This is a genomic window from Leclercia sp. G3L, from assembly GCF_021117075.1.
Taxonomy (GTDB): domain Bacteria; phylum Pseudomonadota; class Gammaproteobacteria; order Enterobacterales; family Enterobacteriaceae; genus Enterobacter; species Enterobacter adecarboxylatus_C.
Genome location: NZ_CP088265.1, coordinates 1,330,150 through 1,347,070, shown reverse-complemented (window position 1 = coordinate 1,347,070; position 16,921 = coordinate 1,330,150). Strand labels below are relative to the sequence as shown.

Below are 16,921 nucleotides of genomic sequence, written 5' to 3'. Positions count from 1 at the left end.
AAATTCCTGAATACGGCAGCAGGCAACCTCTATCGCTGCCCTGTCCTGAACCCCTCAACGTCCGTAAAACTGACACTCCCAGGACAACAATGTTAGGATGGTCAGTAGATGATTAAGACGGTAACAAGCATGTTAGACAATGTTTTAAGAATTGCCACACGCCAAAGCCCCCTCGCGCTCTGGCAGGCACATTATGTTAAGCAGCGCCTCGAAGCCTGCCATGAAGGCTTGCGGGTTGAGCTGGTGCCGATGGTCACGCGCGGCGATGTCATTCTTGATACACCGCTGGCGAAAGTGGGCGGCAAAGGCCTGTTCGTGAAAGAGCTGGAGCTGGCACTGCTTGAGGATCGCGCTGATATCGCGGTCCACTCCATGAAGGACGTCCCGGTTGATTTCCCTGAGGGACTGGGGCTGGTCACCATTTGCGAGCGCGAAGATCCGCGCGACGCCTTTGTTTCAAACCGCTACGACTCGCTGGATGCCTTGCCACAGGGCAGCATCGTTGGCACGTCAAGTTTACGCCGCCAGTGCCAGCTGGCCGAGTCGCGTCCGGACCTGGTTATCCGCTCCCTGCGCGGCAACGTCGGTACCCGTCTCGGCAAGCTCGATAACGGCGAGTACGACGCTATCATTCTGGCGGTTGCCGGCCTGAAGCGCCTGGGTCTGGAGTCGCGCATTAAGGTGGCGTTGCCACCGGAACAGTCGCTGCCGGCCGTCGGTCAGGGCGCGGTGGGCATTGAGTGCCGACTCGACGATACACGCACCCATGCGCTGCTGGCGCCGCTCAATCACGACGAGACGGTCATCCGCGTCCAGGCAGAGCGCGCCATGAACACTCGCCTGGAAGGGGGATGTCAGGTGCCGATTGGCAGCTATGCTGAATTAATTGATGGCGAACTGTGGCTGCGCGCGCTGGTTGGCGCGCCGGACGGTTCGCAGATGGTGCGCGGCGAACGCCGTGGTCATCCCCAGGATGCGGAACAGCTGGGTATTTCGCTGGCTGAAGAGCTGCTCGATAACGGCGCGCGTGAAATTCTCGCGGATGTCTATAACGGAGAACCCCCGGCATGAGTATTCTCGTCACCCGCCCTTCTCCCGCTGGAGATCAGTTAGTGAGCCGTCTGCGCGCACTGGGGCAGGTGGCGTGGAGCTTTCCGCTGATTGAGTTCACCCCAGGCCGGGAACTGCCCCTGCTTGCCGGTCATCTTGGAGCGCTGCAGGCCGATGACATGCTGTTTGCCCTTTCACAACATGCCGTGGAATTTGCCCACGCCCGGCTGCAACAGGATGGCCTGCGCTGGCCGGACGCGCCACGCTATTTCGCCATCGGCAGAACCACCGCCCTGGCGCTGCATACCGAAAGTGGCAAAGACGTCCGCTATCCGCTGGATCGGGAAATCAGCGAAGTATTGCTACAATTACCTGAATTACAAACCGTTGTCGGGAAGCGCGCCCTGATTTTGCGCGGCAACGGTGGACGTGAACTGCTGGGCGACACGCTGCGTGAGCGCGGAGCAGAAGTGACATTTTGTGAATGTTATCAACGTTGTAATAAACACTATGACGGTGCGGAAGAGGCGATGCGCTGGCAGTCTCGCGGCGTTACAACCCTGGTGGTGACCAGCGGCGAAATGCTGCAACACCTCTGGTCGCTGATGCCACAATGGTATCGTGAAAACTGGTTACTCCGCTGTCGGCTTCTGGTCGTCAGTGAGCGTCTGGCGAACCTCGCCCGGGAACTGGGCTGGCAAGATATTCGGATCGCTGATAACGCCGACAACGATGCGCTGCTGCGCGCATTACAATAACTCTCATAATGGGAAGCCATAATGACGGAACACGAAAAATCCTCCGCCGTGGTTGAAGAGACCAGGGAGACTGTGGACACCACGCCACAGCCAGAAACGACAGAGAAAAAGCATGGCAGCAATAAAACCAGCCTGGCGTTAAGCGCGATTGCTATCGCCATTGCGCTGGCCGCAGGTATCGGCCTGTACGGTCTGGTGAAAAAGCAAGCCACTAACCAGACCGCCGCCAGCGACGCGCTGGTTACCCAGGTCACTGCCCTGCAACAGGCACAGCAGTCGCATAAAGCCGAGCTGGATGCGGTGATCAAGCAGCAGGCAGCCCAGTTGGCCGACGCGAACCGTCAGCAGGCCGAGCTGACGAAGCAGCTGGATGAGATGCAGCAAAAAGTGGCCACCATTTCCGGCACCGACGCCAAAACCTGGCTGCTGGCGCAGGCGGATTTCCTCGTCAAACTGGCCGGGCGTAAGCTGTGGAGCGATCAGGACGTCACAACCGCCGCCGCGCTGCTGAAAAGTGCCGATGCCAGCCTGGGAGACATGAACGACCCGAGCCTGATCGCTGCCCGTCGCGCCCTCACCGAAGATATCGCCAGCCTGGGCACCGTTTCGCAGGTGGACTACGACGGCATCATTCTGAAAGTGAATCAGCTGTCGAACCAGATCGATAACCTGCGTCTGGCAGACAATAACGACGACGACTCCCCGATGGATTCCGACAGCAGCGAACTCTCCAGCTCGCTGAGCGAGTGGCACATCAACCTGCAGAAAAGCTGGCAGAACTTTATGGACAGCTTTATCACCGTTCGCCGCCGCGATGAGACCACCGTGCCGCTGTTAGCCCCGAATCAGGACGTCTACCTGCGCGAAAACCTGCGCTCGCGTCTGCTGGTGGCCGCCCAGGCGGTGCCTCGCCATCAGGAAGAGACCTACAAGCAGGCGCTGGACAACGTCTCGACCTGGGTGCGTGCCTACTACGATACCGACGATGCCACCACCACGGCCTTCCTCGAAGATGTGGACAAGCTGAGCCAACAGAACATCACCATGAACGTCCCGGATAAGCTGGAAAGCCAGCCGATTCTGGAGAAGCTGATGCAGACGCGCGTGCGCAACCTGCTGGCACAGCCGGGCGTGGCCGCAGAGCAAGCCCCCGCTTCCGCTCCGGCCCCTGACAGCGCGCCACAAGGAGAGTAATTATGTTGAAAGTCCTGTTACTCTTCGCACTGTTGCTCGCCGGGATCGTGCTTGGTCCTATGCTGGCGGGTCATCAGGGTTACGTGCTGATCCAGACCGATAACTACAATATCGAAACCAGCGTCACCGGGCTGGTGATCATTCTGATCCTGGTGATGGTGGCGTTTCTGGCGATCGAATGGATCCTGCGCCGCATCTTCCGCACCGGGGCGCATACCCGCAGCTGGTTTGTCGGCCGCAAACGCCGTCGCGCCCGCAAGCAGACCGAACAGGCGCTGCTCAAGCTGGCCGAAGGCGACTATCAGCAGGTTGAGAAGCTGATGTCGAAGAACGCCGATCACGCTGAACAGCCGGTGGTCAACTACCTGCTGGCGGCCGAAGCGGCCCAGCAGCGCGGCGACGAAGTGCGCGCCAATCAGCATCTGGAGCGCGCCTCCGAACTGGCCGAAAACGATCCGATCCCGGTGGAGATCACCCGGGTGCGTCTGCAGCTGGCGCGTAACGAAAACCATGCCGCCCGACACGGCGTCGATCGTCTGCTGGAGATCGCCCCGCGTCATCCGGAAGTGCTGCGTCTGGCAGAACAGGCCTATATCCGCACCGGCGCCTGGGGCTCGCTGCTGGACATCATCCCGTCGATGGCAAAAGCAGACGTGGGTGACGATGAGCAGCGCGACGACCTGCAACGTCAGGCCTGGATTGGTCTGATGGACCAGGCCCGCGCCGATCAGGGCAGCGATGGACTGAAAGAGTGGTGGAAAAATCAGAGCCGCAAAACGCGCCAGCAGGTCCCCCTGCAGGTGGCGATGGCGGAGCACCTGATTGAGTGTGACGATCACGATACCGCACAGAGCATCATTCTTGATGGCCTGAAACGCCAGTATGACGATCGGCTGGTGATGGTGATCCCGCGTCTGAAAACCAATAATCCGGAGCAGATCGAGAAAATGCTTCGCCAGCAGATCAAAACCGTGGGCGATCGGCCGCTGCTGTGGAGCACCCTCGGTCAGTCCCTGGCCAGACATGGCGAATGGAAAGAGGCCAGCCTCGCCTTCCGCGCCGCGTTAAAACAGCGCCCGGATGCGTTCGATTACGCCTGGCTGGCGGATACGCTGGACAAGCTGCATCTGCCAGAGGAGGCCGCTGCGATGCGTCGCGATGGCCTGCTGCTGACGTTGCAGAACAATCCCCCGCAGCAATAATACCCAGGAGGCCTGACGGCCTCCTTTTTTATTTGCTACGTTCTTTGCATCATCTTCATGAGACCGCTTCCGCCAATGTAACGACTTCCTTTCATTAAACATTTTTCCTGCACACGCCTTTGCGGCGTGGACTAAATCGTTTTTGAAAGGATCGTTTCATGAACACGCTTTTGTACGCGCTTTTTCGCGCGCTCCGCAGCCATCGCTGGCTGCGCCTGCTGGCCTGCGCTTTTCTCTTTACCTCTGTGGGGAATGGCTTAACCCAGGTGATGGTCTTTGGCCTGCTGCTGGACTGGCAGGCTCCCGCCTCTTTACTGACCCTGGCATACCTGTTTGCCATGCTACCCGGCTTTGTGGGCAGCCTCGTTGGAGAGAGGCTCTGTATGCGCTTTTCGCCCATCCGCCTGCTGGTCCTGACCGAGTGGCTGGGTCTGCTCGCCCTGCTGTTTCCCCTGATGGGCATTCAGTATCACAGCATGGTGGCGCTGCTGGCGGTGCAGTCCACCGAGGCCTTTCTGGCGGGCATGAGCTGGCCGGCTCTGACCCTGCTGTTCCGTCGGGGATTATCCGAAGCCGAGCTGTCCGCGGCGACATGCCTGGAGACGGTGATTTTTGCGTCGCAGGTGCTGCTGGGTACCGGGCTGGGTATGGTGCTGTTCCATCAGTTGCCCGCCCTGACACTCCTTGGGTTCGACGCGCTCACCTTTGTGGGTTCCTTGCTGATGTTGCTCCTCGCCGGCAGCGCGTTGCCTTCTCTGGCGCCTGGACAGGCAGCAGAAACCGAAAGACCGGTGGCAGTGCACTGGCAGACGCTGGCCCCGCAGCAAAAACGCAGCCTGTTACTGCTTCCCGCCCTCGCCGCCGTGGGATCGCCCGCGATGGCGCTATTGCCTGCGCTGGCGCAGCAGATCGAACCGGAGGATGCCGCCGGGCTGGCTCTACCCTTGCTCTTTGCCCGCAGCCTTGGGCAGCTGTGCGGCCCGCTGCTGCTGAAGAGAGAGAGCCTGCCCCGCTACGCCGGGCAAAACCGTCTCCTGCTGACCTGCCTCGGCCTCTTTTTATTCGCTTACGGAACGATCCCCCTGTTATCGGGGATGCAGGCGCTGGGGGTAGTATTTATCGCCCATCTGGCCTCAAATATCGTTTTTGCGGTGGGCACTTTTAGCCTGCTGAGCAGCTTTCAGGCTGACCAGGTTTCTTCGGCCAGCGGCAGGACGTGGCGATGGCAAACCGCCAGTGCGTCACTCTTTACCTGCCTCACGGCACTGATTGCTGACGTATTGGGGCCGCTGCAGGCGCTGTATGGCGTTTCAGCCTGTGCCTTGCTGATTGTCGTGGGGACCCTGAGGCGCTACGGCAGATAAGGCATAAAAAAACGCCTGCTAAAAAGCAGGCGTTAAACAGGTCTGTTCGACAACTTGTGGTGCTTCACTCAACGTTGTGCCCATGGTGTTTGATGAGGCCGAAGCGACATCTGTCAGTGGACGATAAGCACCGTAAATGGCTCTGCATCATTCCGGGGTTTATGAGGCGCTAGGGCGAACATAAGAGATGGAATGAGCATCTACATGTGTATTATTGCATGCAACGTGCCAGGTTTGTATCCCGAAGTTGTCCGATCTCCAACTTTTTAAGATAAAAGGAAATTATGCTATTCAGGCAGGTCGAGAGGGGCAGAATGTATCGCGATCGCGGACAAAGTGTCTCCTGAAAACGACACCCTGGAACAGAAAGAAATATATTGTTATTTATCAGAAGGTTAAGTGTCACTTATTCACGACAGGCTGGCGGAATGCTGTCGGCGATAAGCAACAGAGGCAGGAATAGCAGAAAACAAAAAACCCCGCCGAAGCGGGGTTCAAAATTGGTCGGCGAGAGAGGATTCGAACCTCCGACCCACTGGTCCCAAACCAGTTGCGCTACCAAGCTGCGCTACTCGCCGTTGTACTGCTTTTTGAATTTTTAGTTCAATTCATTAAAAGTCGTGGTGCGAGGGGGGGGACTCGAACCCCCACATCCTAAGGACACTAACACCTGAAGCTAGCGCGTCTACCAATTCCGCCACCTTCGCAATTCACAACTCTTTAAATAATGGGGTGGCTAATGGGATTCGAACCCACGACAACTGGAATCACAATCCAGGGCTCTACCAACTGAGCTATAGCCACCACTACTTAATACTTTACTTCCACGCGGTTCTGCCTACTTAACAGACCACCGCAGCTCCAGCACCGGGTAAATGGTGCGCCCGACAGGATTCGAACCTGAGACCTCTGCCTCCGGAGGGCAGCGCTCTATCCAGCTGAGCTACGGGCGCTTAGCGCCGTTGCGGGGCTGGATATTACGGAGGTCTCGCTCTGCTGTCTAGTGCTTTTTTAAAATAAATGCGCGTTTGCTTACAGTTTGCGCACTTTGCCGCATATTACTGCGTTTTTGCTTTTTCGACGTGCCGTCCCAACCCAAAAAGCTTATATCCCAGGCTCACGGCAGCGATAAATATCATCCCGACATACAGTGACATGCGGGTATCTTCATTGAAGTACATGCCGATGAGCACACAGATCAGGAACGCCATGGTCAGATAGTTCGCCCACGGGAACAGAATGGAGCGGAACGGATGGCTGGCAATCGCTTTTTTATGCGCCTGACGGAAACGCAGCTGGCTAATCAGGATCACAAACCACGGCACCATTCCCGGCAGTACGCTGGCGCTGTACACGTAGACGAAGACACGCTGCGGGTTCGGGATGATGTAGTTCAGGCACGACCCCACCAGCAGGATGGCAATAGAGATAGCTACACCCGCTACCGGCACCCCTGCGCGGGAAACCTTGCCCACCGCAGCCGGAAGCTGGCGGTTTTTTGCCAGGGCATAAAGCATACGCCCGCAGCTGTACATGCCGCTGTTACAGCCGGAGAGCGCCGCCGTCAGCACCACAAAGTTGATAATGCCTGCCGCCGCGGTAATACCGATTTTGGCGAAAGTCAGCACGAACGGGCTGCCGGTGGTGCCAATCTCATTCCACGGGAAGATGGTGACGATGACAAAAATCGCGCCCACGTAGAAGATCAGAATGCGCCACAGCACTTTGCCTACCGCGCTGCGCAGGGTCACCTGCGGATTTTTGGCTTCACCGGCGGTGATACCGATCAGCTCAACGCCCTGGTAGGAGGCCACTACGATACAGAGCGCGGTCAGGAAGCCTTTCCAGCCTCCGGCAAAGAACCCGCCGTGCTCGGTCAGGTTGCCAAAGCCAATCGCCTGCCCGCCATTACCAAAGCCGAAGAAGATCACCCCCACCCCGATGACGATCATCACGATGATGGTGGTGACTTTGATCATCGCAAACCAGAACTCGATCTCACCGTACAGGCGCACGGCAGCGAGGTTAGCCAGCGCCACCAGCCCCACGGCTATCAGCGCGGGTATCCACTGCGCCATCTCCGGAAACCAGAACTGCACGTAGACCCCGATGGCGGTAATCTCCGATATCCCGACCGCCATCCACATAAACCAGTACGACCAGGCCGTTAAATAGCCGAAAAACGGGCTCATGTAGCGGTGGGCGTAGACAGCGAACGAACCGGCAACCGGTTCGAGGAACAGCATTTCGCCCATCGAGCGCATGATAAAGAAGACGAACAGCCCGGCGACGATATACGCCAGCAGGACCGACGGCCCCGCCCATTTCAGGGTGCTGGCGGATCCCATAAACAGCCCCACGCCAATCGTCCCGCCCAGGGCGATAAGTTCAATATGACGAGCTTCCAGCCCACGCTGAAGCTCCGGTTTTTTCTCTGCCATAAATCCTCGGTTGTGCTTGCGACTCTCCCGGCCTCGGCCGGTTATTGTTATAGGTACGGATGTGCTATCACGGGCTGTGCGATATGGACCGTTTATGTTAACGGTTGATGCAAAAACAGCCTGGTACGGTAGTGCGGGGAGGAATGGTTTCTTAAATTTTGTGAAATGGCAAACGATGCGTTAAAAAAATGAATGTATTGCACAGAAAAGCAGCAGATTTGCAGGCAGGTTGCAGCGCGAACAGCAGATCGCGCTGCAAATCACAGATTAAAGCCGACCGGAGTAGTGCCAGCCGAGATAACGCAGCAGACGCAGCTGCCGGGTGATGCGGCTGGGCTGTGATAAGAGGCGATACAGCCACTCCAGCCCCAGGTTCTGCCATACCTTTGGCGCACGCTTCACATGGCCGGTAAAGACGTCATAGGTGCCGCCCACGCCCATATAAAGCGCGTCCGGGTAGACCTGACGGCAGTCGCGCATCAGGATCTCCTGACGCGGGGAACCCATCGCCACGGTGACAATCTTCGCCCCGCTATTGCGAATGCGGGCAAACAGCGCCTGCTGCTGATCGGCACTGAAGTAACCGTCCTGGCTACCGACGATATTTACCTGCCACCGGGCACGCAGCTTCTGCTCGGTTTGCGCCAGAATCTCCGGTTTGCCGCCAATGAGAAACACCGGCGTGCCGTCTGCGCCCGCCCGGGCCATCAGCGCTTCCCAGAGGTCAGCCCCCGCCACGCGGGAGATGTCTGCATCCGGGTATTTCTTACGCAAGGAGCGCACCACGCTGATGCCGTCAGCGTATTTAAATTCTGCCGCCTCAATGAGATCGCGTACCTGGGCGTTATCCTCAATGGTAAGCATTTTTTCTGCGTTAATGGCCACCAGCGTGCCGGTTCTCATTCCGTCACTGGCGCAGAGATAGTCCAGCGCATGTTGCATATCACGCCAGCCAATCAGCTTCAGGCCCCGCAGGTCATACAGCGGCGCAGAGGTATTGTCAGTCATTATCATCCTTACTCAGACTCGCGAAAGCGCCCTGCCGCTTGCCGGCTCGCGCTTATGTACTAACCCAGCGCTGTCGAACAGCCAGTACAGCAGCTTCGCCATCAGCAGACAGGCGCCAAAAACCACCATGAAAAAGACCACGCGAGAGACGAACGAGTCCAGCCCCTCTCGCGCCAGCACGATCATATTGAAAATGGCACCGAAACAAAAACTATGCAAAATCGCTGCCTTGTAGCGATTGGTCTCCTGATTGCCCAGCGTATAGAGCCAGTCGAACCATTTGATAATCAGCCCTACGGCGATCGCCCCAGGCAGGATAAACCAGCCGCCGCCCATCACCACCAGCGAGCCGATCAGCGTCGGTGAGATCGCCAGACCGGAGTGGTTGTTAAGCACTTCCCAGGTAAAGTAGTTGGCGGTGTTCAGAACCACGCCCGGCCTGTCCGGCCACAGCCAGGTGGGGATAAAGACATAAAAATCGCGCACGATGGGCGCCAGCCCCTGAAAGTCGATTTTATCGTAGTTCTGCAGCAGCAGGGCCAGGTTCTCCCACGGCGAGAAGGTATCGCGGGTGAGGTACAGGAAGGTGTAAAACGCCTCATCGCCGCTGACGTCCATGCCATAGCGTTTCAGCGCCAGCCAGAACATCCCGACAATCCCCATCCCCCCTGCAGCAGCCAGCATCCACAGCGAGATCCAGCCGCGAATGATGCCGATAAACAGGAAGATGGCAAAGGCGATAATGATGTTCGCGCGCGTGCCGCCGACAATCATGTAGGTCAGCAGGCCAAACGCCACGGTGCTGACCAGGAAAAACAACCACGCCCGGGCATCCTGGCGCAGAAAATAGACCACCAGCATCGCCGGAATGAAGAAGTAGAAGAAGCGCTTGAGCGCCACCCCTGAGACTTCGCTGGAGAAGATCTGGCTGTAGGACTGCAGCTTAAACAGCAAAAAGCCGTTGTGCATGAAGAAGATGCCGACGGTAATTAGCGCGATCCCCATCAGCATCACCCAGGTCAGGTGGGTCTCGACCCGGTTCATGGTAAACAGCGGTCGTCGCTCAGCGCCAGAGCTGGCGGGCTTCAGCCGCGTCTTGTAGGCGACGTAGTAGACCCCATAGAAACAGGTGGCCGACAGCAGGGCCTGCATCAGGATCTCCGGCGGTACGACGGCCACGTCGAAGCGGAACACCAGCACGCTGGTCAGCGGGAAGCCAAAGTAAAAGGTCAGCAGAAACAGCAGCGAGAAAAAGACATTGAAGTTAAAGCGCACCCGCCGGAATTCGAACCAGGTCAGGGTGGCGATAAAGAGCGCGCTCAGAAGCCAGATGACCAACAGGCCGCTAAATTGCAACTGGCTCATGCTTTCTCCCCTGAGGCGATCCGCAGCGCCTTGTGCCACGGCGTAAGGTAGTTCGGGCTGAAAAAATCGATGGTGTTTTTATCCACCTGCGTCAGCTGTCGCTGCGCTTCGCGCACCACCTCTTCATTCAGGTCATCCGTGGTGAACAGCACCGGAATGTGCTGCTCCGCCATATCCTGCCAGAACGGGTTGTCGCGATTGAGCACGCAGGGCACGCCCGCCTGGATCAGCAGACACAGTGTGCCAATCCCCTGCTGGCGCGCGAAGATGAAGTAACCCAGATCGCACTGGCGCAGCAGGGCCAGGTAGTCGTCAAAGGCCAGCTTATCGCTGAGGATCTGCAGATTCTCCGGGCTGAACAACGCCAGCCCGCTCTGGCGAACTTCATTGATGTACGCCGCGTTATTAGCAGGATAGCCCATGGGTACGATCACGTTGACCGTATCGCCAAATTGCTGATGCACCGCCTTCAGGGCCGCGATATGTTCGTTGCTGCGATCCCCGGAATTACCCACCAGAATCGTCAGCTTCCCCTCGCGCTTCACATCCCTGGCTAACCCGTTCAGGGACGGATCCATGCGGGTCGGAAAATAGAGCAGCTCGCCGCGGACGCTCGGATGACGTTGGGCGAAATAGTTCAGATCGCCGCGAGTGGCAAAGATGCAGCCCACCCGCCCTTGGGCCATGCGACGCAGCGGATAGAAAAGACGGAATTTCCAGCCCTGGGAGACTTCATACAGATCTGCCCCCCAGATATGCCAGTTAAACTGCGCGGGCTTGATGCCCCCACTCAGTAGCGCCAGCCACAGGCCGGTATTGAACTGACCGTGGAAAAAGAAACGCTGCTGGCGATCCGCTTTGGCTCTGGCGATCACCGCATTGGCAAGCGACGCTTTATCCGGCCAGAAAGTCAGCTGCAGTGCCGGGCAGGCGGCGCTCAGGCCGGTATCCTTCCCCACCACCATAAATTCGCGCGCCAGGGCGCTGCCGGGTGCCAGCTCATCGTTAAAGAACCGCAGTACGGTCTGGTTATGGTGTGGGATATCCGATCCCAGGACGTGAATCAGTGCAGTCATGCGCGTTTATGCCAAAGTAAAAAGACGCCGCAACAGGCAGCAAAATAGACAATATAGGTGGCCATGTAGGCCTGGGCCGCTCCCAGCGCGCCGTGCGTGGGGATCAGCCAGTGCGAAAACGCCGTCAGCAGGGTGAACTGGCTGATTTCCGCCAGAATATAGAGCCGCAGCGAGGCTTTGGCGATCACCAGATAGCCAAAGACGTAAGCGCCTACTTTCAGCACATCACCCACCAGCTGCCAGGCGAACAGATCGCGCATCGCGGTAAATTTAGCGGAGAACAGCAGCCAGATGGCGACATCGCGCAGCAGCCAGACGGTAAAACTGGCGACAGCCACCGCCGGTAAGACGAAGCGCAGGGAACGGAGTATTTCGCGGGTGATCTCCTGACGCCCCGTCAGACGTGACAGGGTTGGCAGCAGGTAGACGCTAAATGAGGCGGTAATGAACTGCAGGTAGGCATCGGAGATGCTGCTGACGCCTTGCCAGATCCCCACCTCATCCCAGCTGTAGTGCGCCGCCAGCAGATTTCGCATCATCACATAGGCTACCGGCAGAGTGACCGAGGTGATAAGCGCCATCAGGGTAAATTTGCCCAGCTGTCCCGCAAGGATCTTGTCCCATTGCGGCTTAAGATAGTGCAGCGGGACAGTGCCTCTGCGCATCAGCATGATAGCCGCCGGGATCACCACCAGCGCTGGCACCAGCGCCAGCCCCAGCAGCGCGCCTTCGTAGCCGCCGAGACGATAACAGGCATAATAGGCGACGACCCCAATCACGCTGCCGACGATCAGCGCCAGCGCATTGCCGGCGGCATCGCGGAAGCCCTTCATCAGCGCCAGCAGCAGGTTAGCCCAGGCGATACCCATCTGCACCAGCGCCACCAGCCGCACCAGGCCCTGATAGCCCGTATGACCAAACAGCCCCTGGCTGATGGGCGCGGCTGCCAGTAAAAAGATCACCGCCAGCAGGGTGGAAAAGCCCAGCACCATCGCGGATGAGGTCCCGACCACCGTACGTAATTGCGCCTTATCATCATGATATTGCGCCACGTACTTGGTCACGCCGTTGAAGATACCCGCCCCGGCCAGCACGCCCAGCACGGTGACCAGCTGACGGAAGTTCCCCGCCTGCCCAACGCCCGCCGGGCCAAATGAGACGGCCAGCAGTTTGACGACTAACAGGCCCGTGCCGATCTTGACGAGTGTGGACGCGGCGGTCCACACCGATGCTTTCGCCAGAGACATATCAGCCGAAATAACTCAGAAGGGTATTAATGACCGTGCGCTGGTTGACTGCAGCAAGGTTGTAGAACAGCGGTAAGCGGAGTAACCGCTCACTTTCTTTGGTGGTGAAGCGATCGTCACCCACAAATTGACCAAAGGCTTCCCCTGCCGGGCTGGAGTGCAGCGGAATATAGTGGAACACCGCCAGGATCTCGGCCTCTTTCAGGTATGCGATCAGCTCGCTGCGATCGTCGTTATCCCGCAGCTTGATGTAGAACATATGCGCGTTATGCACGCAGTCCGCCGGGATGGTTGGCAGCTCGATACGGCCTTTTCGCGCCAGCGGGGCCAGCGCATCGTAATAGGTCTGCCACAGCGCCAGGCGCTGCTGGTTGATGCGTTCTGCCGCTTCCAGCTGGGCCCACAGGTACGCCGCCTGCAGATCCGCCATCAGGTAGCTGGAGCCGATATCGCGCCAGGTGTACTTATCCACCTGTCCGCGGAAGAACTGGCTGCGGTTGGTGCCTTTCTCACGGATGATCTCTGCGCGCTCCACCAGGGCGCGATCGTTAATCAGGGTCGCGCCGCCCTCACCGCCTGCGGTGTAGTTTTTGGTTTCGTGGAAGCTGAAGCAACCAATATGACCGATAGTACCCAGCGCGCGGCCTTTGTAGGTGGACATCACCCCCTGCGCGGCATCTTCCACCACATACAGGTTGTGCTTTTTGGCGATCGCCATGATGGTGTCCATCTCGCACGCCACGCCGGCATAGTGTACCGGCACGATGGCGCGGGTCTTGTCGGTGATCGCCGCTTCAATCAGCGTCTCGTCGATGTTCATGGTGTCCGGACGGATATCCACGAAGATGATTTTCGCTCCACGCAGCACGAAGGCGTTAGCGGTCGAGACAAAGGTGTAGCTCGGCATGATCACTTCATCGCCAGGACCGATATCCAGCAATAGCGCCGCCATCTCCAGCGAGGCGGTGCAGGACGGCGTGAGCAGCACCTTCGCGCTCTGAAAACGCTGTTCCATCCACTGCTGGCAACGGCGAGTATAGCCGCCATCGCCACAGAGTTTGCCGCTGCCCATCGCAGACTGCATGTAATCAAGTTCGGTGCCCACCACGGGAGGCGCATTAAATGGGATCATCTTGTCACCTGTATAGCCAGTAAGCGGTCGTTTCGATGTTGCCGCCGCTTGCAATATAACGTTTAAGCGCGGCGGTGTTGCCCATCTGGGTCGCCACCCGCAATGTGGAAAGCTGCTGTTGTCCGGCCCAGCACAGCGCCGCCTGCATCAACCGCTCGCCCATGCCGCGCCCGGCCAGCAGGCCGATACGCGCGTCGGTGTCATTCAGTTTACGCAGGGAGACAAAGCCCAGGATGGCGCCATCCGGTGCACGGAATATCAGGCAGAGGTGATCGAAGGTGCCTTTGACCGCATTTTCGATCCACTGGGCATAGAAGCGACCGCTGTCGTCCGGGACGTACCAGGGCGCGCGAAAGCGGCTCAGGGCAAACGCCTGCGCGGCCAGCTGGCGCAGCGCCGGAATATCCTGTTCGGTAGCCATCTCAGCGCCTGGGCAGGCATGCTGCGTCACCTGGATCGCGAGATCGGCTTCGCCTTCAACCAGCCTGAAGCCCTGCTGCTGGAGTGCATCCAGCCAGTCGGTGCGGGTGGCCGGAATTTTAGCCTGCACGCGTTGCCAGGCGGATAAATCGTCGGTCGCCAGCAACGGGGCGTCATCAGACAGGCGCACAATGGCCGTGGGCAGGGAAAAAAACTGACTTTCCCAGTCCAGCGGCTGTAACGCACCACGCAGCTGACTCAACGCCATACGCCTTTGGTATCAACGATAAATTCCTGACGCACGGCATCGCCCGAAATCGCTTTAAACTCGCTGTGATCCACCAGCAGCACCAGCACATCGGCGGTGGCCAGCGCATCATTAACGCGTGTCAGGGTGCAGTGACCGGCCAGCTTTTTCGGCAGCTCGTGGATATTGGGTTCCACTACCTGCGTTTCGCCACTGTGCCAGTCGGCAATCATCTCAGCAATTTCCATCGCCGGGCTTTCACGCAGATCGTCGATGTTCGGCTTAAAGGCGAGACCAAAACAGGCGATAGTCACCTCATTTGCCCGCTTGCCGCTCTGCGTCAGGTAATCCGCCACCGTGGCCTTCACCTGGTTCAGCACCCAGTGCGGTTTGCTGTCGTTCACTTCGCGGGCCGTACGGATCAGACGCGCCAGCTGCGGGTTCTGCGCCACGATAAACCACGGGTCGACCGCGATACAGTGACCGCCTACGCCCGGGCCGGGTTGCAGGATATTGACGCGCGGATGGCGGTTCGCCAGACGAATCAATTCCCAGACGTTGATCCCCTGATCGGCGCAAATCAGCGATAACTCATTGGCAAACGCGATATTGACGTCGCGGAAGCTGTTTTCCGTCAGCTTGCACATCTCGGCGGTACGGGAGTTGGTGACGACGCACTCGCCTTCCAGGAAGATGTTATAGAGCTCGCTGGCGCGGGCGGAACAGACCGGCGTCATCCCGCCAATAACACGATCGTTTTTAATCAGTTCGACCATCACCTGCCCCGGCAGCACGCGCTCCGGACAGTAGGCGACGTTGATGTCCGCACGCTCGCCCGCCTGCTGCGGGAAGGTGAGATCCGGGCGCGCCTCGGCCAGCCACTGTGCCATCTGCTCGGTGGCACCCACCGGGGAGGTCGACTCCAGGATCACCAGGGCGCCTTTTTTCAGCACCGGCGCGATGGATTTTGCTGCCGCTTCGACATACGCCATATCCGGCTCATGCTCGCCTTTGAACGGCGTCGGCACGGCAATCAGGTAAGCATCGGCGGCTACCGGCGTGGTGCTGGCCTTCAGGTACCCTCCCTCAACGGCCGTTTTCACTACCTTGTCGAGATCCGGTTCAACAATGTGAATTTCACCCTTGTTGATCGTCGCAACCGCATGCTGGTTGATGTCCACACCTACGACCTGTTTTTGGCGGGAGGCAAATGCCGCCGCCGTTGGCAGCCCAATGTAGCCAAGCCCAATGACAGAAATGGTCGTAAAACTCATAGCGATACCCGATTATGTTTAAGTGCGTGCAAAATACGGTCACAGGCCTGGCCATCACCATAGGGATTATGGGCCCGGCTCATGGTCTGATACTCTTTATCGTCGTGCAGCAGGCGCGTCACCTCTTCCACGATCAGTCGCGAACCGGTGCCCACCAGCCGCACGGTTCCGGCTTTGACCGCTTCCGGGCGCTCGGTGGTCTCACGCATTACCAGCACCGGTTTGCCCAATGAAGGCGCCTCTTCCTGAATACCGCCAGAGTCGGTCAGGATCAGCCAGGCGTGGTTCATCAGCCAGACGAAAGGCAGATAGTCCTGCGGCTCAATAAGTATGACGTTTTTGACGTGCCCCAGGATGCGGTTGACCGGTTCACTGACGTTGGGATTCAGGTGCACCGGATAGACGATCTGCACATCTTCATTAAGTGCAGCGATTTCCGCCAGCGCATGGCATATTTGCTCGAATCCCTGACCAAAGCTTTCCCGACGGTGTCCGGTCACCAGGATCATCTTTTTACCATTAGCCAGGAACGGATACTGCTCGGCCAGCTCCCCACGCAAGGTGTCGCTCGCCAGCACCCGGTCACGCACCCAGATCAGCGCGTCGATCACCGTGTTGCCGGTGACAAAGATATGCTGGTCTTTTATGTTCTCGCGCAGCAGGTTCTGACGGGAGTTCTCCGTCGGTGCGAAGTGATACATCGCCAGATGCCCGGTCAGGGTACGGTTCGCCTCTTCAGGCCAGGGAGAGTAAAGATCGCCAGTACGCAATCCCGCTTCGACATGCCCCACAGGAATACGCTGATAGAACGCCGCCAGGCTGGTGGCGATGGTGGTAGTGGTATCACCGTGCACCAGCACGACATCAGGCCTGAACGACTCCAGAATGGGTTTTAACCCTTCCAGAATACGGCAGGTAATTTCGGTTAATCCTTGCCCCGGCTTCATAATATTGAGGTCGTAATCGGGAACAATAGAAAAGAGGTTAAGGACCTGATCCAGCATCTCCCGATGCTGTGCGGTAACGCAAACTTTCGCCTCAAAATAAGGGTCGCTTGCCAGCGCATGAACCAGAGGCGCCATCTTGATGGCTTCCGGCCTCGTACCAAAGACGGTTAGTACTTTCACATCGATTCTCTTCGAT

General features: G+C 58.3%; 14 protein-coding genes and 4 tRNA genes. 5 read left to right on the top strand and 13 right to left on the bottom strand.

The annotated features are described in order from the left end of the window. The first annotated feature begins 129 nt into the window (after positions 1-129). The 5 genes from hemC to LRS40_RS07750 all read left to right on the top strand — a co-directional run bounded on the left by hemC (position 130) and on the right by LRS40_RS07750 (position 5,568). The gene (gene hemC, locus LRS40_RS07770) at positions 130-1,071 is read left to right on the top strand and encodes a hydroxymethylbilane synthase (RefSeq protein ID WP_142487518.1); all 942 of its coding nucleotides are present in this window, start codon (positions 130-132) and stop codon (positions 1,069-1,071) included. Continuing rightward, on the top strand, positions 1,068-1,808 hold the full coding sequence (gene hemD, locus LRS40_RS07765; RefSeq protein ID WP_156264862.1) for a uroporphyrinogen-III synthase: 741 nt from the start codon (positions 1,068-1,070) through the stop codon (positions 1,806-1,808). The genes hemC and hemD overlap by 4 nt, the downstream gene beginning before the upstream one ends. 21 nt (positions 1,809-1,829) lie before the next feature. After that, positions 1,830-3,002 carry a uroporphyrinogen-III C-methyltransferase gene (gene hemX, locus LRS40_RS07760; protein WP_231313447.1) on the top strand — a complete coding sequence of 391 codons (1,173 nt, stop codon included), beginning with the start codon at positions 1,830-1,832 and terminating at the stop codon, positions 3,000-3,002. Positions 3,003-3,004: 2 nt separating this feature from the next. Next, the gene (hemY, locus tag LRS40_RS07755; protein ID WP_156264866.1) at positions 3,005-4,204 is read left to right on the top strand and encodes a protoheme IX biogenesis protein HemY; all 1,200 of its coding nucleotides are present in this window, start codon (positions 3,005-3,007) and stop codon (positions 4,202-4,204) included. 158 nt (positions 4,205-4,362) lie between these two features. Beyond that, the gene (locus LRS40_RS07750; RefSeq protein ID WP_231313446.1) at positions 4,363-5,568 is read left to right on the top strand and encodes an MFS transporter; all 1,206 of its coding nucleotides are present in this window, start codon (positions 4,363-4,365) and stop codon (positions 5,566-5,568) included. A gap of 501 nt (positions 5,569-6,069) precedes the next feature. On the opposite strand, the gene LRS40_RS07745 is transcribed toward LRS40_RS07750, so the two are convergent. The 13 genes from LRS40_RS07745 to wecB all read right to left on the bottom strand — a co-directional run bounded on the left by LRS40_RS07745 (position 6,070) and on the right by wecB (position 16,905). Further along, a tRNA-Pro gene (locus tag LRS40_RS07745) sits at positions 6,070-6,146 on the bottom strand. Positions 6,147-6,189: 43 nt separating this feature from the next. Next, positions 6,190-6,275: transfer RNA gene (locus LRS40_RS07740), tRNA-Leu, on the bottom strand. A gap of 21 nt (positions 6,276-6,296) precedes the next feature. Further along, positions 6,297-6,372 (bottom strand) — tRNA-His (locus tag LRS40_RS07735). Positions 6,373-6,444: 72 nt separating this feature from the next. Beyond that, positions 6,445-6,521, bottom strand: a tRNA-Arg gene (locus LRS40_RS07730). 105 nt (positions 6,522-6,626) lie between these two features. After that, positions 6,627-8,009 carry an amino acid permease gene (locus LRS40_RS07725; protein ID WP_231313445.1) on the bottom strand — a complete coding sequence of 461 codons (1,383 nt, stop codon included), beginning with the start codon at positions 8,007-8,009 and terminating at the stop codon, positions 6,627-6,629. A gap of 267 nt (positions 8,010-8,276) precedes the next feature. Further along, entirely contained in the window at positions 8,277-9,017 is a 741-nt protein-coding gene (gene wecG, locus LRS40_RS07720; protein WP_231313444.1) for a lipopolysaccharide N-acetylmannosaminouronosyltransferase, read from the bottom strand. Positions 9,018-9,029: 12 nt separating this feature from the next. Continuing rightward, positions 9,030-10,382, bottom strand: a complete 1,353-nt coding sequence (gene wzyE, locus LRS40_RS07715) for an ECA oligosaccharide polymerase (RefSeq protein WP_231313443.1) — start codon at positions 10,380-10,382, stop codon at positions 9,030-9,032. Further along, on the bottom strand, positions 10,379-11,458 hold the full coding sequence (locus tag LRS40_RS07710; protein ID WP_231313442.1) for a TDP-N-acetylfucosamine:lipid II N-acetylfucosaminyltransferase: 1,080 nt from the start codon (positions 11,456-11,458) through the stop codon (positions 10,379-10,381). The genes wzyE and LRS40_RS07710 overlap by 4 nt, the downstream gene beginning before the upstream one ends. Then, on the bottom strand, positions 11,455-12,705 hold the full coding sequence (wzxE, locus tag LRS40_RS07705) for a lipid III flippase WzxE (protein ID WP_231313441.1): 1,251 nt from the start codon (positions 12,703-12,705) through the stop codon (positions 11,455-11,457). Before wzxE ends, LRS40_RS07710 begins: the two co-directional genes overlap by 4 nt. 1 nt (position 12,706) lies before the next feature. Continuing rightward, complete coding sequence (gene rffA / locus LRS40_RS07700; protein WP_231313440.1) at positions 12,707-13,837, bottom strand: dTDP-4-amino-4,6-dideoxygalactose transaminase; 1,131 nt, start codon at positions 13,835-13,837, stop codon at positions 12,707-12,709. Between the two features lie 4 nt (positions 13,838-13,841). After that, positions 13,842-14,519 (bottom strand): dTDP-4-amino-4,6-dideoxy-D-galactose acyltransferase, encoded by a 678-nt coding sequence (gene rffC / locus LRS40_RS07695; RefSeq protein WP_231313439.1) that lies wholly within the window; start codon positions 14,517-14,519, stop codon positions 13,842-13,844. After that, entirely contained in the window at positions 14,516-15,778 is a 1,263-nt protein-coding gene (wecC, locus tag LRS40_RS07690) for a UDP-N-acetyl-D-mannosamine dehydrogenase (protein WP_231313438.1), read from the bottom strand. The genes rffC and wecC overlap by 4 nt, the downstream gene beginning before the upstream one ends. Beyond that, positions 15,775-16,905, bottom strand: coding sequence for a non-hydrolyzing UDP-N-acetylglucosamine 2-epimerase (gene wecB, locus LRS40_RS07685; RefSeq protein ID WP_231313437.1), 1,131 nt, complete (start codon positions 16,903-16,905; stop codon positions 15,775-15,777). The genes wecC and wecB overlap by 4 nt, the downstream gene beginning before the upstream one ends. Positions 16,906-16,921: the final 16 nt, after the last annotated feature.